This is a genomic window from Weizmannia sp. CD-2023 (assembly GCF_036225245.1).
GTDB lineage: Bacteria > Bacillota > Bacilli > Bacillales > Bacillaceae_C > Weizmannia > Weizmannia faecalis.
In genome coordinates this window covers 15,406-36,130 of the sequence record NZ_JARTJQ010000107.1, presented here as the reverse complement: position 1 = coordinate 36,130, position 20,725 = coordinate 15,406, and the positions used below count along the sequence as shown (strand labels likewise).

Below are 20,725 nucleotides of genomic sequence, written 5' to 3'. Positions count from 1 at the left end.
AAGACGATATTAGAAAAATTGGAGCAATATCAAAAAGAAAATGGGATTCCAACTAGAACAGGCGCAATCTTAGAATTGTTGAGAAAAGGATTGGAAAAATAACTTTGGCTAAAGCCAACCGAAATTCATCTCCCACCTACTCATTGGTGCTATTCGCACCTTCACATTCCTTGAGGATGGGAGACTTCTTTCGGAAAGCTGTTAAACAAATCGTCATCTTCCCGTTTATGGTCAATTTTCAAAGAATGTTCAGCGGCAATTGTACAGCTCCCGACAAAGACCGCCTCAATCCGGATGCCTTCGCCTTCTTGAAATTCAATTTGTTTAAATTGGGAGAGTGCAGCGGGTTTGATATCAATTTCCATATTTCTCACCTTTCTTTTACAAATGATTACATTATCGTACCCGCTTTTCCCTTTTGTAAAACAAAAATTGGCACATCTTTTATCGTTCGGCAAGTGCCGGGCATTCCCTTCTTTTTTTGGGCACGTGTCTGAATTCCCGCCCTGCACGCCCCGTTCCTTTCCGCGCCGGAAAAAGGAAGCTAAGAATGTTTCCATTTATATCGCAAAATCCGGCATAAAAAGATGAGGCTGCCGACATTCCGCTTCCACAGCCGTTTCGGTTCGCGCAACAGCCGGAACAGCCACTCGATCCGCAATTTCCGGAACAGATACGGGGCACGCGGTACGTTTCCGGATGCAAAATCAATAAAAGCGCCGACACCGAGCCGTGCCGTGCAGAAAAGTTCCCGATCGAAGCCGGCAATGAATTTTTCCTGGAGCGGCACGCCCATTCCGACGATCAGCACATCGGCATGCGAGCGGTTAATCGCCTCTACAATCTCATGGTTTGATTGAAAATAACCGTGATGGGCGCCGGCAATTTTCAAACCGGGATAGTCCCTGCGGAAATGTTGGATTGCACTTTTCAAATTCGTTTCGGTAGCGCCGAGCACAAATACGGAGAAGCCGTTTTTTTCACAGCGCTTTAATATTTTCGGCGTCAAGTCGGTACCGTTTAAATTGCCGGCAAGCGGAATATCAAACAGTTTTGCGCCGATTTCAATCCCGACCCCGTCGTTGAGCAGGTAGTCGGCTTCATTGATAATCCGGTAGTAGTCGCGGTCGGTTTGGGCGATATTGTAACAGTGCGCATTTAAAAAAAACACATTGGTTTTAATTCCTTCGTGTACCCGGCTCTCAAATTCGCCCAAAAATTGTTCTTCTGTAATCACGGTCAAATCAATATTGCCAAATGCCTTTTTCAAAACAGTTTTCTCCTTAGCACGGTGAAATGTTTCCATGCTTAGTATATACGTTCTGTGCACCGCCGGCAATTACAAATCCCCGCTCCGCCAACGCCTGTGGCAAAAAGGGAAGACCCGCAGCATGGGCGATATGCGGTGGAATTTTGGCGTTCCCCGCAGACGGGGGCTAAGAAATGAAACTTGATGGAAATCCGGACGTGAAACAGTTATGTTAAACATTGGAAAATGGCAAGGAAGAGCCGACCGGGGTTAAAAAGCGGATACATGCCAGCAAAACTAGTACTGGTTTTGCTCCCGGAATTCTTTTGGGGTGAGCCCCATATATTTTTTAAAAAGCGAAGTATAGTAGCTTTGGTTGCAAAAATGGAACAGAAGCGCAATTTCAGAAATGGGTATATTCGTATGGAGCAAAAAATAAATCGACTCTTCAATCCGCTTTTTATTTATATAATCCGTCACCGATACGCCGGTCTCTTTTTTAAACAAGTGGGACAAGTAGCTCGGATTCAGGTAAACATGTTTCGCCAGCGATTCAAGCGTGATCACCTGTAAAATATTTTCATGAATATATGCCACAGCCATATGAATCGCATGGCTGTAGCGATGTTCTTGTTTCCTTGCCTGTTGCACGGCTTCCGTAAAATTGCGCAGCATGCTGTACTCGAGTTCAAACAGCTTTTCCTGCGTCTTTAACCTTTCAATCTCCAGAATATGCGCATCGCTGATGTTAAAAGCGGTTTCCGGCGGCACGCCCGCTTCGATCGCCGCCCTTGTAAACAGCGTGCAAATACAGATGAGTGAATTACGGAGCGAGCGGATCGGTTCTTCCGCAAGTTTAGCCCGCTCCAGCGTATTGATAGTTTTCAAAACGGATTCGGCTGCTTCCACTCTACCTTCTTTTACAGCATTCAACAACTGCTTTTCCATCATATAAGGCGGATGGAGAAAATATTCACGTTGGTGTTCAACGCGGTATGAAAGGTAGCGTTCTATAATGGATTTGCTGATGGCAGACTGTTTCATCGGAGCCGCCCCAATACCTAAAAATTTTATTATAGATCTAAAGATTCTAATATCATTGTATGCGCATACAGGGTAATATTCAAGTGTAATCATCAAAACTAAAGGGGGCTTTCATATGTGGAAAAAAGCGGGCGTTATTTTGGTAGCGCTTACGCTTGTTATCGGCGTGCTGGCCGGATGCGGCAGCAATTCAAGCTCGAAATCAAGCAAAAGCGGCAGTTCCTCAAAAAAGATTGTGTTAAAATTCGCGGCACAAAATGACAGTACACCTGCGACAAAAGCAGTCATTGCGGCTTTTAACAAACAATCGAAAAAGTACCAGGTGAAATGGGTGCAAATGACGAATGACTCGGCACAAATGCACGACCAATTGCTGACTTCGCTCTCCAGCGGATCAAGCGAATATGACATCATGTCCATGGACGTTGTGTGGGGCGGCGAATTTGCAGGTGCCGGATACCTTGTCCCGATTGACAAGAAAATGATGGATGCTAATTTGACGAAAGAACAGTTCAATGCCGGTTCGATGGCTTCCGGTAACTATGAAGGGAAACAATATACGCTTCCATTCTTCCCGGACCTCGGCATTCTGTATTACCGTTCCGATATTGTCAGCAAGGAAGATGCAGCGAAACTCGAAAGCGGGGACTACACCTATAAAGAACTCGGGGACATGGCTGCAAAATATGCCGGCAAAAACGGAACGACAAACGGTTTTGTTTATCAGTCCAAACAATATGAAGGCTTAACCGTCAATGTGACAGAATTCACGAATCATTATAAAGATATCAAAGGCGGCCTTGAGACGATGTATCAATTTACAAAAGCAGCATGGGCGCCAAAAGATTTGCTGAACTATATGGAACAACAAACGCTGGACAGCTTTGCGCAAGGAAAATCTGTCTTCGCGCGGAACTGGCCGTACCAGTATGGCACCATTAAAACTGGCGGAGAAGGCGTAAAAGTGGACATCAAAAATGTTGGCATTGCCCCGCTTCCAAACGGCGGCGCTGTCGGCGGCTGGCTTCTCGGCATCAACAAAAACTCAAAACATGTAGAAGGCGCATGGGAGTTTGTAAAATTCGTAGCCGGCAAAAAAGGGCAGAAGATTATGTCCACAAAAGGCGGTTACCTGCCGGGATATAATGATTTGCTGAATGATCCTGATGTCCAAAAACAAAACAAAATGCTGACCATGCCGGGCTTCCAAAAAGCATTGAAAACGACGATTGCCCGCCCGGTATCCGCGAAGTACAGCAAAGTATCCGACACGATCCAAATTGCGGCCCACAAATATTTAAGCACAAGCCAAAATCTGGATGATGCAGCCAAAACGATCCAGGACGCAGCAGGCGAATAAGCAACCGTCCAGGGGCGCGTTTTACTCCCTTTCCGTCCCCGGGCGCCTGCTTTTCATAAAGATTTAATCGTACGAAGGCTCTAATTTTCATTAGAGCCTTTTTTAAAAAGAAATCGGGCGGCAGTGCATGCACTTTGCACTCCGTACAGGAAGAAAAATTACGGCGAAAAGAGGTGCCAGCATCATGAAGAAGAACCGCTTGCAGGCTTTTTTATTTATCCTTCCAGCCCTGTTGATTATCGGCGTATTCTCGCTGTGGCCGATTTTTCAGTCACTCCGGTATACCTTTTTTGATTACCAGCTGAATAACCAGCAAAAATCGGGGCTGTACATGAGCCCGCGCTATAATTTCAGCTTATTTGACGAAACGCAAACGTATGTCAGGCTATTTCTGACAGAAGACCGGGAAAAAATCACCGACCCGGCCGACCGGCAAAAAGCCGACAAACTGGTCCATCACGTTGCGGATGTAGCCAAACAGTATAAAGGCAGAAAAGGCGTCCAAAAAATCAGCAAAGCTGACCAGAAAAAGCTGATGGGCCTTTATACCGACTCATCTAAACTGGTAAAGGAAATCAATGCCAAATACGATACGCCGAACGGAAAAAATTTATCGAAAATTGTCAAAGATTTCAAAAGTAGCTTTGTACCTTCCAACTTCACCGGCTTCAAGTCTTATAAAGAAGCATTGCATGATAAACGGCTCGGGCATGCCTTATGGAATACCGTGCTCTTTACCGTCGTTTCGGTTTTCCTTGAGTTTGTCCTCGGCCTCGGCCTCGCCATGATTATGAACAAAGCGTTCAAAGGGCAAGGCATTGTAAGGACAACTTCGCTGATCCCGTGGGCGATTCCGACCGCGGTTGCCGCGCTCATGTGGAGTTATTTGTATGACGGCACAAGCGGCGTTGTCGCACACTTTTTCCAGTCTATCGGGCTGATCAGCGATTCGCGCATTCTGCTTTTAACGGGATCCGGCGCGATGGTATCCACGATCTTAGCCGACGTTTGGAAAACAACGCCTTATATGGCCCTTTTGCTGCTTGCCGGCCTGCAAAACATTTCCAAAGGGTTGTATGAAGCCGCATCCATTGACGGCGCAACAAAAATCCAGCAGTTTTTCAAAATTACGCTGCCAATGCTCAAATCTTCCATTTTGGTCGCACTGCTGTTCAGGACACTTGACGCTTTTCGCGTTTTCGACCTGATTTACGTCCTGACAGGCGGCGGTCCGGGCGGGGCAACAGAAACCATGTCTGTCTACGGTTACAAAACGATGTTCGGGCAAACCAACTTCGGCTACGGCTCCGTCATTGTTATCATCATGTTTATTTGCGTTGCCATCATCGCAACCATTTACATTAAAGTGCTCGGTGCCAATCTGATGGATAAAAACTAAGGAGGGATGGCCATGAAAACGAACCGCAAATGGAATGTGCTCATCATCGCCCTGATTGTCGTATTTTTATTTGGGATGATATTTCCGTTTTTCTGGATTTTTATCACCTCCTTTAAACCTTCCGGGGAAATTTTTGGGGACGGGGCTTTTCGGGTCTTTGCCCATCATCCGACATGGGAAAATTACACGCAGATTTTCCAAAAGGGAATCCTGACATCGGTGAAAAACAGTTTTATCGTTGCGACAACGACAACGGTTTACATTATTTTAATTGCCACGTTTACGGCTTACGCCATTTCGCGTTTTGATTTTAAAGGGAAAAACTTGTTGCTCGGGCTGATTCTGGCGGTTTCGATGTTCCCGCAAATGATTGTCACCGGGCCGATTTATAACTTGTTCCTGCATTTGCATTTAACGAACTCGTATGCGATTGTCCTGCCGTATTCGACGATCACCCTGCCGACTGCGGTATGGATCCTAGTGACGCATTTCAACCAGATTCCGCTCGCGCTTGAAGAATCGGCAAAAATTGACGGTGCGACGCCGGTTCAGACGCTGTTCCGGATCGTCTTCCCGCTTGCCGCGCCGGGTGTCTTTACAACTGCGATTATTACATTCATTGCTGCGTGGAACGAATTTTTGCTGACGATTACCTTAAACTCGGACGCTAATTACCATACTGTGCCGGTCGCGATTTCTTTCCTCCGCACCCAGTTCGAAATACTTTGGGGACAGGTCGCTGCCGCTACCACAGTCGTCACGGTCCCGACCCTGATCATCGTCCTTCTGTTCCAGAAACAAATCGTCTCCGGCCTTACAACAGGCGGGGTGAAAGAATAAAAATTTCCGCTAGCGGAGGCGTTTTCCCCGGTATCGCAACCGCGCGGCATTTTCCAGATCCCTGTCAAGCTGCCGTTGTTTAACTTACGGGCCCGGCAGGCAATCCGATACGGGGAAAGGGTTTTTCGGTCCGGGACATAAGAAAAAAAGGGCGCTTGGCACCATGCCCTCTTCGAATTTGGAATTTTTGGAGGAACAGCGTATGACATGGGAAATCACGAAACACGAATTGGACAAACAAATGTTGCTGGTCAATGAAAGCTTATTTGCACTCGGGAACGGCTATCTTGGCGTGCGCGGAAACTTTGAAGAAGGCTACCCGGAAGAAATCCCTTCTATCCGCGGCACTTATTTGAATGCTTTTTATGACATTACAGAAATCCAGTACGGGGAAAAAGCGTACGGATTCCCGGAAACCGGGCAGAAAATGCTGAATGTGATCGATGCGCAGACCATCGAAATTTTTCTTGGAGAAGAAAAAGAACGCTTTTCTCTTTTTGAAGGGGAAGTTCTCGGTTTTTCCCAAACTTTGCACATGAAACGCGGGTTTTCCGAACGCGTCATCCATTGGAAATCGCCTTCCGGAAAAGAAATCAATCTCACTTTTTCACGGTTGGTTTCTTTTACATGGCGGGAACTGTTTGCGATTCAAGTGAAAATGGAGCCGGTAAACTTTTCCGGGCCGGTGCGGGTGATTTCCACTGTCAACGGTGATGTGCAAAATTATGTCGATAAAAACGACCCGCGGACCGGATCTGCCCATGCAAAAAGGCTGGCTGTGACAAAAGCAGTGGCGGAGAGCGGGACAGTTGTACTGCGTGCCCGCACACTTGCTTCCGGGCTTGAAACGGCTTGTGCCGCAACCCATGCCGTTTCCGCCTCTTGCGAATGTCATTATGAACAAGACGAACAAAAAGTGCGCGCAATCATCGATTTCAAGCCCGGCGAGCCGGTGTCCCTTACAAAATTTGCGATTTACACGGACACGCTCCGCCACGGGGACCATGCCGCAGAAAAGGCAGCGGCCATCCTGAAAAGCATGCAAGGCAAAGATTTTTCAGCACTCATACGGGAGCAGGAGCAATATTTAGCCACTTACTGGCAAACAGCGGACATTGAAATTGACGGCGATCCGAAACTGCAGGAAGGGATCCGTTTCAATCTGTACCAGCTCCTGCAGTCTGTCGGAAAAGACACCGCCAGCAATATTGCGGCAAAAGGGCTGTCCGGGGAAGGTTATGAAGGGCATTACTTTTGGGACACGGAGATTTATATTTTCCCGGTGTTTCTGTTGACGCATCCGGAACTCGCGCGGCATTTGCTGCTGTACCGTTACCATATCCTTGACCACGCACGGGCAAGGGCAAAAGAGATGGGCCATCAAAAAGGCGCGCTATTTCCGTGGCGGACGATCTCCGGCACGGAATGCTCCCCGTATTTCCCTGCCGGCACAGCGCAGTATCATATCAGCGCGGACATCGCTTACAGTTATATGCAATACTGGTATGCCACGCAAGATCAGGACTTTATGAAGCAATACGGCGTCGAAATCCTCGTGGAAACGGCGCGGCTTTGGCTTGAGGTTGGCCATTACCGGGAAAAAGACGGCAAATTTGCGATTGAAGATGTGACCGGGCCGGATGAGTACACAGCCATCGTCAACAACAATTACTATACAAATGTAATGGCAAAATACAATTTGAAATCAGCTCACAAATTTTATCACTGGCTGAAAAAAACAGATGATGCCTATTTTGCGGCATTTGCTGCGCGGCTCGGTTTAACGGACAAAGAAGCGGCAAGCTGGCTGAAAGCAGCGGATGGGATGTATCTCCCTTATGATGAAAAACGCGGCATCCACAAACAGGATGACAGCTTTCTCGATAAAGCGGTCTGGGATTTTGAACATACGCCGAAAGACCATTACCCGCTCCTTTTGCATTACCATCCGCTCACGATTTACCGGTACCAGGTATGCAAACAGGCGGACACGGTGCTCGCGCATTTTTTGCTGGAAGAAGAGGCCGATCCGGAAACGGTCCGAAACTCGTTTCATTATTATGAAAAGGTCACAACACACGATTCATCGCTGTCCACCTGCATCTTCAGCATAATGGCGTCAAGGCTCGGCGAAGCGGAAAAAGCATATCATTATTTTATCGAAACGGCCCGCCTTGATCTTGATAACACGCACGGCAACACAAAAGACGGCCTGCATATGGCCAATATGGGCGGGACATGGCTGTCAATCGTTTACGGATTCGGCGGCGTCCGGATTAAAGAAAACGGGCTTTTCCTGGACCCTGCCATTCCGGAACAATGGGACCGCTATTTATTCCGCCTTACCTACCAAAACCGCAAGCTTCAGGTGGAAGTGGCGCGCCATGCGTTCAAAGTGGCATTGCTGGAAGGAGATGCGCTGGACATCCATATAGGCGGCCGGACAGAAACGCTGCAACCAGGAAGGACGATTACCCGGCCGATTTCCGGCTTGTAAATGCAAGCGTTCGTTCCTTTACACAAAAAATAGAAAAAAGCGGTGGGACACTTTTTACAGTGGTTTCCCGCCGCTTTTTTTACGGGCTTCGAAACAGTTTGAAGGGCCATCCATTTTGCTCCGATCGTGCCAAATAACATAACCGATTCCTAAATCCGTTTATCATGTTTTTATTAGACATACAGGTTTCAGGCGGAAAAAGGGATTTGAAACGGTCCCCGCCCGGCAATATTGAACGGTCCCTCCACCGCCAATTAATGGAGTATTTCTCTGCAAGACGGGAAAACTTGCTCGTTACTTATGATAAAGCGAACAACACTGAGAATGGAATCCGCGAAATTGAAGGATCCGAAATTGTCCGCATCCAATCCGCGGTTCAGGCAGGCCAAGTGATTTTGAAACGGGAATCCCGCCGATTTAGGGCGGATTCCCCCGCAGCCGTTTGTCCATTATTTCACGGTTGTGCCCGCTTTCGTGTATGAAAAAGCCTGCTCAAAATCGGCAATCAGATCATCCGGATTTTCGAGGCCAACCGATAAGCGCAACAAGCTGTCGGAGATGCCGCGTTTTCTTCGGTCCTCAGGCGGCATTGCGGCGTGGGACATTTTTGCCGGATAGGACAGAATCGATTCCACAGCGCCGAGGCTGACGGCAAAGACCGGGATTTTTACATGGCTGACGAATGCCCGGAGCGCTTCCTCATCTTCCAGTTCAAACGACAATACCGCGCCCGGCCCTTGTGCCTCCAGCTTTTGCAACGCATGCTGCGGATGGTGCCCGAGCCCCGGATAATACACGTTTCGTACAAGCGGATGCGCATCAAGAAAATGTGCAATTTTCACCGCTGACTGCTGTGATTGGAGCAGCCGCACATGCAACGTTTTCAACCCGCGCAAAACGAGCCATGCATCCTGGACGCCGAGCACCGCCCCGAATGAATTTTGCAAAAAGCCGAGGCGCGCTGCCAATGCTTCATCTTTTACAACTGCAAGCCCGGCGACGACATCGCTGTGCCCCGCTAAAAATTTCGTCGCGCTGTGCAGCACGATATCCGCCCCGAGTTCAAGCGGACGCTGCAGGGCAGGCGTTAAAAAGGTGTTGTCGACAAAGGTGAGCGCCCCGGTTGCCTTTGCCAGTTCACTCACCGCCCGGATATCCGTCACTTTTAAAAGCGGGTTTGAAGGGGTTTCTACATAAAAAGCTTTCGTGTTCGGGCGGACGGCCTGCCGCACTTCTTCAAGGTTGGTCATATCCACAAATGTATGTTCAATACCAAGCCGTGTCAGGACTTCCGTCACCATCCGGAACGTGCCGCCGTACACATCCTCGGTGATCACAACATGGTCGCCCGCCGACAAAAGCAGAAACGCCGTTGAAATCGCCGCCATCCCGGAAGCAAACGCGAAACCTTTGGCGCCGCCTTCGAGTTCGGCTATGACATCCTCGAGCGCTTCCCTCGTCGGATTGAGCGAGCGGCTGTAATCGTATTTGCCGAACTGGTCAATGTCCGCCTGGTGGTATGTCGAAGCATGCTGGATCGGCACACTCACCGCACCGGTCGCCGGGTCAATTTTGTGGCTGTTATGTAAAAGCCTCGTTTGAAAAGAATAATCTTCATTTGTCATCGTGTTTGCACCCCTTCGTGAATGTTGGCAAAAGCTTTTTCAATATCTGCAATCAAATCGCGGTCATCTTCAATTCCGACTGAAAAGCGCAAAAGGCAGTTGTCCACGCCTGAGGCAATCCGTTTTTCTTCCGGAATGTCGGCATGCGTCTGTGTAGCCGGGTAAGTGATAAAACTTTCCGTCCCGCCGAGGCTTTCGGCAAATGTAATCAAAGACAGGCCGCGTAAAAACGGGTCAACCCATGATTCTTCTTTTACACGGAAAGAAAGCATCCCGCCGCGTCCAGGATACAGCACATCTTTTACGTCCGGATGCGCGCTTAAAAAGGCCGCCACAGCTTTTGCATTCTTTTCGTGTTTTTCCATCCGGAGCGCCAGCGTTTTCATGCCGCGCATCAGAAGCCACGAATCAAACGGGCTGAGTGTGGCGCCGGCGCCGTTATGGTACAAGAAAAGCTTGTCGCAAAGTTCAGCGCCCTTTGCCACGATCAGCCCAGCCAGCACGTCGTTATGCCCGCCAAGATATTTCGTTGCGCTGTGGACCACAATATCAGCGCCTTCTTTGATCGGCCGCTGCAAAAGCGGAGTATAAAAAGTATTGTCCACGATCAGCAGGATTCCGTGCCTTTTCGCAATTTCAGCCACAGCGCCGATATCCGTCTGCTGCATGAGGGGGTTTGTCGGTGTTTCGAGAAAAATGGCTTTCGTTTTCGGGGTGATTTCTTTTTCAATATTTTCCGGGTTGCACGTATTCACGTAATTACAACAAAGCCCCCATTTTTTATACCCCTGCTCCAGCAGGCGGTAGGTGCCGCCGTATAAATCATCACTCACAATCCACTCATCGCCGGCCTGGAACAAAGATAAAACAGTGAAAATCGCAGCCATGCCGGAACTGCACGCAAACCCGCGGTCCCCGCCCTCCAGATCCGCAATCGCTTCTTCCAGCAACTGGCGTGTCGGGTTGCCGGTACGGGAATAATCGAAACCGGTCGACTGCCCAATGCCTTCGTGGTGGTAAGCGGTAGAAAAATAAACAGGCGGGTTCACCGCACCTGTCACGCGGTCACTGCGGTTTCCGATCTGTGCAAGTTTTGTTTCTGTACGATACATGATGGACACTCCCTCACTTAAAATCAAAAAGCCTTCTCCAATAAGAAGAAGGCCATTCTTTTCGTGCATGAACCATCTTCTTATCTTTCAAGTTATGGATCCCATAACTTGCAGGACTTAGCACCTTTTCAACGCGTAAAAGCATTGAAGGTTGCTGAGGCTTCATCGGGCCATTCCCTCAACCTCTCTTGATAAGAAAACACCAATATGAAATTTGCCATAAACGCCACAAAAGGCATACACAACGGACATAAAAAATGCTTACGTTCAATTTATCCCTTTTTTTCGGATTCGTCAAGCTTTTTTAAAAAATTTTCAATTTAAATTTTGTTTTTCTTATGGACAATCAATATGGTGAGAAAATAAAACAGCAAAGATGAAAGGAGAAGCGTAATGACCCCGTCTGTAGTATTCGTGACCCTTTTATTTTAATAGGCCACTGAACCATTGTCACCGAAATCTTTGTGTGGTATCCCCGAAAAGAAGCAGACAGCTGCTGTGTAAATATTGGCGGTAAACACCAAAAAAAGCGGTATTCTTTATGAATCCGCTCTGTCCAATATCTTGTTATTTTGCCTATATAGTCTGGATCAAATCCTGAATATGGAGCATGGCAACTGGTTTCTGGCCGGCAACAACCGGCAGCACCTTGAAAGCGCGGTCTTCCATTATTCGCAATGCTTCCGCTGCCAGCTGGTGCTCACTGACGCAAACCGGATATTTTGTATACAGGTCTGCCACTTTTTTATCCAGTACTTCATGGCCGTTTAAAAGCTCGCGCCGGATATCGCCATCCGTTAAAATGCCGGCAAGCCGGCCCTGCTTATCAATGACCGAGACAGCCCCCGTCCCCGCTTCCGTCATCATAAATAATGCTTCCTTTATGCCGGTATCCATTCTGGCAACCGGGTTCATGCTTTTGCGTTTAGCCACATGGCCAACTGTTAGAAGCAAACGCCTGCCAAGCGAGCCGCCGGGATGGAAGAGCGCAAAGTTTTCAGGTTTAAAATCCCTTGCCTTTAAAAGGGCAACCGCAATCGCATCCCCGAGCGCAAGCGTGACGGTTGTCGTAGAAGTCGGCGCAAGGCCGAGCGGGCACGCTTCCTCAACTTCCCCGATATCCATCACCAGATTCGAACACCGTGCCAGTGCTGACTTGCGTGAACCAGAAATGGCAATCATTTTTGCGCCGATCCTTTTGATGGAAGGGATCATATTTAATATTTCCGGCGTTTCCCCGCTGTTGGAAATGGCAATTAGGATGTCTTTTTTTGTTATTTTTCCAAGATCGCCGTGCAGTGCTTCTCCCGGGTGAAGGAAAAATGCCGGGGTACCGGTGCTTGCAAATGTGGAAGCAAGTTTCCGCCCGATGGTGCCCGATTTCCCCATTCCCGTAAAAATGACTCTCCCTTCGCACGCCAATATCATTTCAATACCTTCATTTATCCGGAAATTTATCCGGTCTTTCAGCTTTAAAATCTCATTGGCCTCTTTTTCCAGCACTTCACGGACGCTTTCGACATAATTGATGCTTCGTCTGAAATCTTTTAACATCATTTTCACCTCCATTAATGGATGTTTGCCGCTGTTTGTTCTTTTATCATGCGATCAATTTCTATCATTGGCTTTAACATTTCTTCAAGATCATCCAGTTTTACCATATTCGGGCCATCCGACCAGGCTTGTCCCGGATCGGGATGGGCTTCCAGAAACAACGCATCGATCCCGCAAGCCGCCGCTGCCCTTGCGAGATACGGGACAAGCGCTCGCTTTCCGCCTGTTGAAGTGCCGTTTCCGCCCGGGATTTGGACACTGTGGGTGGCGTCAAACGCGACCGGATACCCTAATCTGCGCATTTCCGGAAGTGCGCGCATATCCACCACCAGGTTATTGTAGCCGAATGTCGAACCGCGTTCCGTAAGGAGAATTTTTTCAGTGCCGGATTCCTCCAGTTTTTGAATGACGTTTTTCATATCCCAAGGCGCCAAAAACTGCCCTTTTTTGACATTCACGATTTTGCCCGTCGCGGCAGCGGCGAGCAGCAAATCAGTCTGGCGGCAAAGGAATGCGGGGATTTGCAGCATGTCGAGCACTTCCCCGGCTGCTTTTGCCTGGTGCGGCTCATGAATATCGGACGTGACCGGCATGCCAAATGCATTTTTAATACGATCAAGTATTTCGAGCCCTTTTTCCAGTCCCGGGCCCCTTTTGGAAAAAATGGATGATCGGTTGGCTTTGTCGAAAGAAGCTTTAAAAACGAAAGGAATGCCGAGTTTTCCGGCAATGGTTTGAAGGGTTGCGGCTGTTTCCATGGCCATTGTTTCACTTTCAATCACGCACGGGCCGGCAATCAATACGAACGGCAGAGATGGGCCGAAAGCTATCCGGCTGTTCAGTTGGACTGTTTTCATTTGCTCACTCCTCATTTTTAAGTTTTCACGTGTCTTTACTCCTTCTGCTGCAGGTTACAAATATTATCCTTTAGGAAACCGCACAGGGCAAGGAATATGTAAAGAGTATTCACAAACTTTTTTCATTTTTATGTAGGGTTATCTCCAGGAAATATCAAGCACAAAACCGGACAAGTTTTGTGCTTGATAACGCGGATGGCGGGTAAAATCTCCTTCGGGGAAATGGCTGGGAAAATATTCCTCTTATAAATGGTAGCTGCATGGGGCTCAATTATTTTATAAATGCCATTAACTCATCAGCCGTTTTGCTTTTGATGATTTTTTGCACAACAGACCTGTTTTCGATAATTGAAATGAGCTTTTTATACATATCATCTAAATCCGCTTGCGTGCCTTCTTTAATATTTAACAAGCAAACAAATTGAACCATTTGCTGATCATGCCAATGAATAGGGCTTTTTAGTGTGCATACTGTCCAAAACGTTTCCTTCGTTACGGGCACCATTGGATGGGGAATGGCTACGAGATTCCCAAAACAGGTTGGCGTAATCGACTCCCTTTCTAAAACAAGGTTTACATAATCCCTTGGTACAAGCTTTTGCTTATATAGTTCATCACATAAAAATCGAATCACACTTTCCTTATCCTGCAATTCCAGTTGGAGGAAAATTCTTGAAGGATGCAAATATTTCTCTGCCACATTTTGCGTCCTAGATAAAAAACAATTTATAGCTTGAATGTCCTTGTCTTCCAAAAAAGTATTCACAACTTGGACCGGGACGTCAAAATCCTCCTTTATAGGGACAGTGCTAATGATCAGATCAATGAAAGATAAATCATAGGATGATAAATTGTAATAATTAATGGTATCGGCAATTTCAATTTCTTGGCCATACAAATTTTGCAATCGGTAGGAGAGCAATTTTGCGCTCCCTACGCCCGATGCGCAAACGATGAGTACTTTTTTTATTTTTTTCTTGTTTAATTTCATCCGTTCTAGCGCAACACCAATATGCAGCGCAATATAGGCAATTTCATCTTCAACCACTTCCATTTGCAAATACTTTTCTATACATTTGCTGGCAATAATGGCGCCTTCAAACGCGGCCGGGTATTTTTTCTTTATATCGTTTAATAACGGATTCCGGATATTCATTTTATACCGCAATCGGTTCATTGCAGGACGGATATGCAACGTTAACGCCTGGATAAACTCGCGGTCTTGGCGAAAGTCCCAATTCAATTCAGACTTTAAACGATCTAACATACAATTTATAATCGTTCCGGCTTCATCAAATTTACTAAACTCGGCCAGTTCCTTCTTGTGTAAAAGTTTGGTTCCCAATAAATGAACAATAACATAATCGATTTCTGTCCCAGGAAAAGTTAACGAAGTAAGATCTTCCACTTCTTTTATAATTTCATTCGCTACAATTTTTTCAAATGGATGATCATCGACCAGAACATCAGCCAGCTCTTCAATAACAAAGCCTTCCTGGATTCTTCTGCAGGCGATGGCAATATGCGTTGCTAAATTTTCCAAAGATATATCAGAGATTTCAATTTTATATTTATTAACCTTTTGGATGATTATTTCTTTAATCTTTTTAAATAGTTCCGGATCAATGAGTTGTAAACAATCTTCTTTTAGAAATGCTTCCTGGTTCCGCTCCAACAATAAATTAGACAAACATAGACGTTTCATATATTCATCGCCTTCAACCTTTGAGCCATAGTGCGGGCGGTTGATTAGCTTTAAATGATATTGATCAAGAATTTCTTTTACCATCTTTAAGTCATTTTGCAATGTCGATAAAGAGACGAACATCTCATCTATAAAACTTTCAATTTTAATAAAATCGGTTTCTAACAATAACCGGCGTAAAATATAGAGAACTCTCGTATCTTTATCAGTGAAGTCACCCGCTAAATGATGTTCCTCCGTAGAAATCTCATTGAGTATTTTTGAAAAAAGCCCGGCATCTAATACTTTTACGCTATATCCCAATCCTCTGGTTGATTCAATTTGAAATCCGTGTGATGCTGTATTATTTTGCATGAGCTTAATTTCGTTTCGAATCGTTCGGTCACTGACGCCTAATTCTCTTGCCATCCAGCTTGCAGTAACGGGTTCTTTTGACTTAGATAAAAGGATTAATATATCTTTCTGCCGTTTTGATAGGATAGCCACTGCCAACAACTCCCTTTTACATGGATTACTAAGATTTTTGGCAAAGGAAGAGCTGTAGTTTTCGGGAAACCAACCATTTTTTCGGGCTGTGATGTAATCGTTGAAAAAACCAATACTTGATACTTTGCAGCCTGTCATATCGTAGCTTTCCTTATAACTATTGCTTTTTCACCGGGGATTTCTATTTTCTTCCCGTATATGAAAAAATGGAGTTTTATTGTAACTCCATTTTTTCACGCCATGATTGAATATGATTCTTATTGTAAACGTTAGAAAAACGACCGTCCTAAAAGTTAAAGCTCTTCTCCATTTGTTTTTATGACATGCCTATACCATTCAAATGACTTTTTCTTTTTTCTTTCTAAAGTTCCGTTCCCTTCATTATCTTTGTCCACATAAATAAAACCGTAACGTTTTTCCATTTCTCCTGTTCCAGCACTCACTAAATCTATACATCCCCACGGTGTGTAACCCATTAAATCAACACCATCCAGTTCAACCGCCTTTTTCATTTCCAGAATATGATCGCGAAAATATTGAATACGGTAATCATCGTTAATCGTGCCATCCTCTTCAACGACATCCCGCGCGCCAAGGCCATTTTCTACAATAAATAGAGGGATATTGTACCTTTCATATAAAGCATTTAACGAGTAACGAAGGCCGACCGGATCAATTTGCCAACCCCAATCACTGGCTTGAACATAAGGATTGCGAACGACGCGGCCAAACTCTCCATCAGGCTGGCTGTCTTCTACTTCACGGGCGCTGACTACTTTAGACATATAATAGCTAAATCCAATGTAATCTACTGTTCCTTCTTTAAGAATTTGTTCATCTTCCTTTGTATATTCAATTTCAAATCCGTTTCTTTCCCAGTATTTTTTCGTATAATCAGGAATCGTCCCACGAACATGTACATCACCAAAGAACCAACGATTATGCATCGCTTCCGTGGCAAGCATCACATCGTCCGGATGACAAGAATATGGATATACAGGTACGAAAGAAAGCATGCAACCAATCTTAAAGTCAGGATTAATTTTGTGGCCTAATTTAACGACTTTTGCGCTGGCAATTAATTCATAAAGCGCTGCCTGGTACATGGTTTGTTTCCGGTTTTCACCTTCTTCATATTTAATTCCTGAGTTTGTGAAGCTTGCAAAATCCATGCTCGTATCTGCTTGATTATTGATTTCGTTAAAGGTCATCCAGTATTTTACTTTATCTTTATAACGTTTCATGACTGTCTCAGAAAATTTCACAAAAAAATCAATACATTTCCGGTTTCTAAAACCCCCATATTTTTTCACAAGATGATAAGGCAATTCAAAATGAGATAGGGTAATAACAGGTTCGATATGATATTTTAATAATTCATCAAACAAATCATCGTAAAATTGCAAGCCTTCTTCATTTGGCTCATCATCGTCCCCGTTTGGAAAAATTCTTGTCCAAGCAATAGAAGTACGGAAACATTTAAACCCCATTTCTGCGAACAGTTTAATATCTTTTTTATAACGGGAATAGAAGTCGATTGCTTCATGGTTAGGATAATAGTAACCTCCTAATACACCATCCGTAATTTGCCGTGGAACACCATGTCTTCCTGCAGTCATTACATCAGCAACACTTACACCTTTTCCGCCTTTATTCCAGCCGCCTTCAAGCTGGTGGGCTGCTACTGCTCCGCCCCATAAAAAGTTTTCCGGTAAAACGCCTTTTGACATTGTAAACCCTCCATCATTTATCTTATTTGGTTTCCTGAACGAGAAAAGTTAAATAAGAAGGCGATTTTCCTATGAAGAACCGCCTTCTTTCATTCACCCGCAGTGCAACATCGTTTTCATAGGATATTTCTACATCTTATTTTTCTATTTCAAGATGAGGATCAGAGTACAGATTCTCCGCCTTTTTCTTGCTCAACTAACTTCTTATCATATATTCTGATGAACGGAAGATATATGATAAACGCGACCACACCACAAATGAGTGAGACAACTGGCGCCATAATGCTCCCACCTGTTCCAATGAAAGCCCCAATACCGATTGGCGTTGGCCATGGCACTTGTGCAATAAGTGGCGCAACAATGTGCAATTTAATTGCAAAATAACCAATTGTAGCTGTAGCCATAGGCGCTAAGAAAAACGGGATAGCCAGGTATGGATTATAAACAATTGGTAATCCAAACAATATTGGTTCATTAATATTAAAGATGCCAGGAGCAAGGGACGCTTTTCCTAGTATTCTCAATTGCTGTGACCGGGCCAAAAATGCAATAAAGATACATAATCCTAAAGTCGACCCGGAACCGCCCATAATGACAAATGAATTTTGGAACTCGCCGGCGAATGGAATATTTGCCCCATGAATATTGGCTTCCATATTTGCCAAAGTAATTGGCGTCAGGAAGGCTCCGATAATATTCGCCCCGTGAATACCTACGATCCAGAGTGCATGGATTAAGAAGTAAATCACCATCAATCCCAGCCAGCTGCTTGCGATATTCGTAACAAAGCTAAATGGAACAGCGACAACTTTAAATATATCTGTACCTAAAGCTACAAAAATACCATTGATGATTAAGATCACAAAAGCGACTAAAAATGCAGGGATTAAAGCTGTGAACGATCTGGATACCCCTTCCGGAACAGCTTCCGGCATTTTAATCACCCAATTTTGTTTTACACATAACCGGTACAACTGTACAGCAATAACAGAAACAATAATGGCCGTAAATATACCTGAAGAACCTAAACGGCTTACACCACTGTCACCCATTTCCCAACCGAAAATAATATGGGTGGTGTCATTCATTTTTTGTACAAGTGACATTTTTCCACCACCTGAAACCAATTCCGGAATCGTCATGAAGAAAGCAAACATGGATAATAAAGCCCCGTTTAGCGGGTTTACATTTATCCCTTCTTCTTCAGCGTATATTTTTGTATACTCATAACCAATAACAAGGTTGAAATATAATGCTAAAATTCCCATTGTTGCTTTATTAGCCAGCATATACAAGTCACTAATTCTAAAGAAAGTATTATCGAAAAAACCTTGCAAAAATGTTAAAGTCTGCGGCAATACGTTCAACACCAGGAACATTGACCCTACTATTGTAAATGGTATTGAAGCCATCCCGGCTGCCATTACCGCCCGGACAAAACGAAAAGATGCAATTTTCCCCATAGGACCCATTAGATACTTTTCAAGAAAAGTAAATGCCTTATTTTGTTCTGACATAAAGACCCCTCTTTTCTATTATTAACGAATCGCTTTTTCATATTCTTTGATGCGTTGAAAATGCTTATCTTCATCATGTTTAATTTGGTATAACCGATAAAGGATGAAAACGCTTAAAAATATCCCGGCAATCAAAACAGCTAAAATTAATCCTTTTGACTTGTTTTGATTGATTAAAAATGGATATAAATGAGCGAAAGATGAAGAAAAACAACTTGGCAACAGCAAAATTACATTTGCAATGAGCAAAGTCATAAAGCAAAACTTTGTGTATCTTGCATGATTTGTCGGGCTGCTGTAAATCTTTACTTGTTCCGCAACGCTCAATATGACAACGATGATCAACGCTAATGGAAGAAGGTATAGTGGCGAATGACTCATGACCAATGAAATCAGCCAATATACATTTGTAAAAAAGAATATTGCGGTAACATATCTGACAAGCAAATACCGGTTATAGTACATCGATTTAAGCATCTGGTTTTTTTGATTTTTTTCAAATAATGCTTTTTCTACGTCATTCATAAAAATCCCTCATTTATTAAAAATCTGGCTCCCCGCTATTTGTGATAACTTAAGCTATCATCCATTACCTCCAATCCAAAAGACTTCTTAACGGGTATCTTGCTGATGACCACCTTCCTTCCGTCTATTTATAAAATTTGGCATTGCCTGATGAATATATTGTAAATAGCGAAGACCCACATTTTAATTACATAAACAAATCAATCATTTGGCAGCTCTTGCAGTATTAAGTTCCCTAATTTTTCAACACCCATTGGAATCGGAATATAGGCTTGCGGCGGAATATTTACAACTGGCTTTCCTACACGTTCACCGGCTTCCTTAAGCTTTTGAAAATACATCTTTGTTTGTGGGCTGACTAAATATAAATCAAAGCCCCCTTTTTCAATCATCTTATTGCCTTCATTTGCTGAAACGGCATCCACTTCAATCTCCTTGCCTATTGATTTAAAAAATTCCGTTGTCTTCTTCGCCATTAAAGAAGAGGACATGCCTGCTGCACAAATAATTAATGCTTTTTTCATAATAAATGCCTCCAATTGGTTTTTTTGTTATTTAAACTTGCTTATCAATAAATGAAAGAGTTCCATTGCTTTTAATGGCCCGCTTGTGCCGCCAATCATACATTTTTCAAACAGCAAGCTTGGCAATTTGTTAGCACTTTCGGCATTCAAGTTCATTTGTTTTTTTATAAAGTTCAATGATTTCTTTTGCCAGGTCAATCACTGTCATGGCATTCATTAAATGATCCTGTGCGTGTATAAGCAATATACTGATTTCTAATTTTTCCCCGCTTGCTTCCCCCTTTATAAGGTTTGTTTGAAAACGATGAGCGATTGTCATGGCTTCATTGGCTTCTTCAATTTTTTGCTCAGCTAATGCAAACTCGCCTGCTTTCGCATGATTGATGGACTCCGCAGCTAAGCTTCGGGCATTTCCGCCATTTAGGATAATTTGAAAGCTGATTTCTTCTATGTTCAACGTCATCACCCTTAACTTGAAAATTGTGTTTTTTATCCTTTTTGTTGCATAATACAAAGAATTGGTCCTTGCTGTTGAAACACAAATCGTAAATCAATCTGGATGTATCCTTAATCACTGCTTGATGCTTCTTTTTATCAGCTGCTTACCTTAACTCCATATTAATATGGAAACGGTTTCACTTTAACCCAAACTCTTTCCTTAGCGCAACGGAAATCATTACTGGAAAAAATAAAGCAACGGA

Annotated in this window: 17 protein-coding genes and 1 riboswitch; of the genes, 4 read left to right on the top strand and 13 right to left on the bottom strand. The window is 44.5% G+C overall.

What is annotated here, in order from left to right; translation table 11 throughout:
* Positions 1–161: 161 nt before the first annotated feature.
* From P9687_RS15620 to P9687_RS15610, 3 genes are all read right to left on the bottom strand, one after another.
* The gene (locus tag P9687_RS15620) at positions 162–365 is read right to left on the bottom strand and encodes a hypothetical protein (RefSeq protein ID WP_235601916.1); all 204 of its coding nucleotides are present in this window, start codon (positions 363–365) and stop codon (positions 162–164) included.
* A gap of 179 nt (positions 366–544) precedes the next feature.
* Positions 545–1,270 carry a WecB/TagA/CpsF family glycosyltransferase gene (locus P9687_RS15615; protein ID WP_061086753.1) on the bottom strand — a complete coding sequence of 242 codons (726 nt, stop codon included), beginning with the start codon at positions 1,268–1,270 and terminating at the stop codon, positions 545–547.
* A 276-nt stretch (positions 1,271–1,546) separates the two neighbouring features.
* The gene (locus tag P9687_RS15610; RefSeq protein ID WP_061565663.1) at positions 1,547–2,293 is read right to left on the bottom strand and encodes an AraC family transcriptional regulator; all 747 of its coding nucleotides are present in this window, start codon (positions 2,291–2,293) and stop codon (positions 1,547–1,549) included.
* Between the two features lie 115 nt (positions 2,294–2,408).
* Here P9687_RS15610 and P9687_RS15605 point away from each other — a divergent pair, with 115 nt between their 5' ends.
* The 4 genes from P9687_RS15605 (at position 2,409) to P9687_RS15590 (ending at position 8,389) form a co-directional block, all read left to right on the top strand.
* Complete coding sequence (locus tag P9687_RS15605) at positions 2,409–3,653, top strand: extracellular solute-binding protein (RefSeq protein ID WP_168985909.1); 1,245 nt, start codon at positions 2,409–2,411, stop codon at positions 3,651–3,653.
* A gap of 184 nt (positions 3,654–3,837) precedes the next feature.
* Positions 3,838–5,052 (top strand): carbohydrate ABC transporter permease, encoded by a 1,215-nt coding sequence (locus tag P9687_RS15600; RefSeq protein WP_035190536.1) that lies wholly within the window; start codon positions 3,838–3,840, stop codon positions 5,050–5,052.
* Between the two features lie 12 nt (positions 5,053–5,064).
* The gene (locus P9687_RS15595) at positions 5,065–5,892 is read left to right on the top strand and encodes a carbohydrate ABC transporter permease (protein ID WP_014096047.1); all 828 of its coding nucleotides are present in this window, start codon (positions 5,065–5,067) and stop codon (positions 5,890–5,892) included.
* Between the two features lie 202 nt (positions 5,893–6,094).
* Positions 6,095–8,389 carry a glycoside hydrolase family 65 protein gene (locus P9687_RS15590; protein WP_168985906.1) on the top strand — a complete coding sequence of 765 codons (2,295 nt, stop codon included), beginning with the start codon at positions 6,095–6,097 and terminating at the stop codon, positions 8,387–8,389.
* A 449-nt stretch (positions 8,390–8,838) separates the two neighbouring features.
* Here P9687_RS15590 and metC read toward each other — a convergent pair whose 3' ends face one another.
* The 10 genes from metC to P9687_RS15540 all read right to left on the bottom strand — a co-directional run bounded on the left by metC (position 8,839) and on the right by P9687_RS15540 (position 20,487).
* On the bottom strand, positions 8,839–10,014 hold the full coding sequence (gene metC / locus P9687_RS15585; protein ID WP_168985905.1) for a cystathionine beta-lyase: 1,176 nt from the start codon (positions 10,012–10,014) through the stop codon (positions 8,839–8,841).
* Positions 10,011–11,126, bottom strand: a complete 1,116-nt coding sequence (locus P9687_RS15580; RefSeq protein WP_168985904.1) for a methionine biosynthesis PLP-dependent protein — start codon at positions 11,124–11,126, stop codon at positions 10,011–10,013. The genes metC and P9687_RS15580 overlap by 4 nt, the downstream gene beginning before the upstream one ends.
* 77 nt (positions 11,127–11,203) lie before the next feature.
* A riboswitch (SAM riboswitch) is annotated at positions 11,204–11,324 on the bottom strand.
* A gap of 378 nt (positions 11,325–11,702) precedes the next feature.
* Entirely contained in the window at positions 11,703–12,680 is a 978-nt protein-coding gene (locus tag P9687_RS15575; protein WP_328228719.1) for a KpsF/GutQ family sugar-phosphate isomerase, read from the bottom strand.
* 14 nt (positions 12,681–12,694) lie between these two features.
* The gene (kdsA, locus tag P9687_RS15570) at positions 12,695–13,537 is read right to left on the bottom strand and encodes a 3-deoxy-8-phosphooctulonate synthase (protein ID WP_328228720.1); all 843 of its coding nucleotides are present in this window, start codon (positions 13,535–13,537) and stop codon (positions 12,695–12,697) included.
* Between the two features lie 271 nt (positions 13,538–13,808).
* On the bottom strand, positions 13,809–15,866 hold the full coding sequence (locus tag P9687_RS15565; protein ID WP_429906487.1) for a BglG family transcription antiterminator: 2,058 nt from the start codon (positions 15,864–15,866) through the stop codon (positions 13,809–13,811).
* Between the two features lie 155 nt (positions 15,867–16,021).
* On the bottom strand, positions 16,022–17,458 hold the full coding sequence (locus P9687_RS15560; RefSeq protein WP_017552254.1) for a 6-phospho-beta-glucosidase: 1,437 nt from the start codon (positions 17,456–17,458) through the stop codon (positions 16,022–16,024).
* A 161-nt stretch (positions 17,459–17,619) separates the two neighbouring features.
* Positions 17,620–18,975: a PTS cellobiose transporter subunit IIC gene (gene celB / locus P9687_RS15555; protein ID WP_328228721.1), complete on the bottom strand. Its 1,356-nt coding sequence runs from the start codon at positions 18,973–18,975 to the stop codon at positions 17,620–17,622.
* Positions 18,976–18,996: 21 nt separating this feature from the next.
* Positions 18,997–19,500 carry a hypothetical protein gene (locus P9687_RS15550; protein WP_041818745.1) on the bottom strand — a complete coding sequence of 168 codons (504 nt, stop codon included), beginning with the start codon at positions 19,498–19,500 and terminating at the stop codon, positions 18,997–18,999.
* A 200-nt stretch (positions 19,501–19,700) separates the two neighbouring features.
* Positions 19,701–20,024 carry a PTS cellobiose transporter subunit IIB gene (locus tag P9687_RS15545; RefSeq protein WP_013858446.1) on the bottom strand — a complete coding sequence of 108 codons (324 nt, stop codon included), beginning with the start codon at positions 20,022–20,024 and terminating at the stop codon, positions 19,701–19,703.
* A gap of 130 nt (positions 20,025–20,154) precedes the next feature.
* The gene (locus P9687_RS15540; RefSeq protein ID WP_013858444.1) at positions 20,155–20,487 is read right to left on the bottom strand and encodes a PTS lactose/cellobiose transporter subunit IIA; all 333 of its coding nucleotides are present in this window, start codon (positions 20,485–20,487) and stop codon (positions 20,155–20,157) included.
* Between the last annotated feature and the right edge of the window lie 238 nt (positions 20,488–20,725).

Excerpts from the sequence above, each read along its gene's own strand:
- P9687_RS15620 (WP_235601916.1), bottom strand. The coding sequence starts at position 365 with ATGGAAATTGATATCAAACCCGCTGCACTCTCCCAATTTAAACAAATT.
- P9687_RS15610 (WP_061565663.1), bottom strand. The coding sequence starts at position 2,293 with ATGAAACAGTCTGCCATCAGCAAATCCATTATAGAACGCTACCTTTCA.
- P9687_RS15605 (WP_168985909.1), top strand. The coding sequence starts at position 2,409 with ATGTGGAAAAAAGCGGGCGTTATTTTGGTAGCGCTTACGCTTGTTATC.
- P9687_RS15600 (WP_035190536.1), top strand. The coding sequence starts at position 3,838 with ATGAAGAAGAACCGCTTGCAGGCTTTTTTATTTATCCTTCCAGCCCTG.
- P9687_RS15595 (WP_014096047.1), top strand. The coding sequence starts at position 5,065 with ATGAAAACGAACCGCAAATGGAATGTGCTCATCATCGCCCTGATTGTC.
- P9687_RS15590 (WP_168985906.1), top strand. The coding sequence starts at position 6,095 with ATGACATGGGAAATCACGAAACACGAATTGGACAAACAAATGTTGCTG.
- metC (WP_168985905.1), bottom strand. The coding sequence starts at position 10,014 with ATGACAAATGAAGATTATTCTTTTCAAACGAGGCTTTTACATAACAGC.
- P9687_RS15580 (WP_168985904.1), bottom strand. The coding sequence starts at position 11,126 with ATGTATCGTACAGAAACAAAACTTGCACAGATCGGAAACCGCAGTGAC.
- P9687_RS15575 (WP_328228719.1), bottom strand. The coding sequence starts at position 12,680 with ATGTTAAAAGATTTCAGACGAAGCATCAATTATGTCGAAAGCGTCCGT.
- kdsA (WP_328228720.1), bottom strand. The coding sequence starts at position 13,537 with ATGAAAACAGTCCAACTGAACAGCCGGATAGCTTTCGGCCCATCTCTG.
- P9687_RS15565 (WP_429906487.1), bottom strand. The coding sequence starts at position 15,866 with ATGACAGGCTGCAAAGTATCAAGTATTGGTTTTTTCAACGATTACATC.
- P9687_RS15560 (WP_017552254.1), bottom strand. The coding sequence starts at position 17,458 with ATGTCAAAAGGCGTTTTACCGGAAAACTTTTTATGGGGCGGAGCAGTA.
- celB (WP_328228721.1), bottom strand. The coding sequence starts at position 18,975 with ATGTCAGAACAAAATAAGGCATTTACTTTTCTTGAAAAGTATCTAATG.
- P9687_RS15550 (WP_041818745.1), bottom strand. The coding sequence starts at position 19,500 with ATGAATGACGTAGAAAAAGCATTATTTGAAAAAAATCAAAAAAACCAG.
- P9687_RS15545 (WP_013858446.1), bottom strand. The coding sequence starts at position 20,024 with ATGAAAAAAGCATTAATTATTTGTGCAGCAGGCATGTCCTCTTCTTTA.
- P9687_RS15540 (WP_013858444.1), bottom strand. The coding sequence starts at position 20,487 with ATGACGTTGAACATAGAAGAAATCAGCTTTCAAATTATCCTAAATGGC.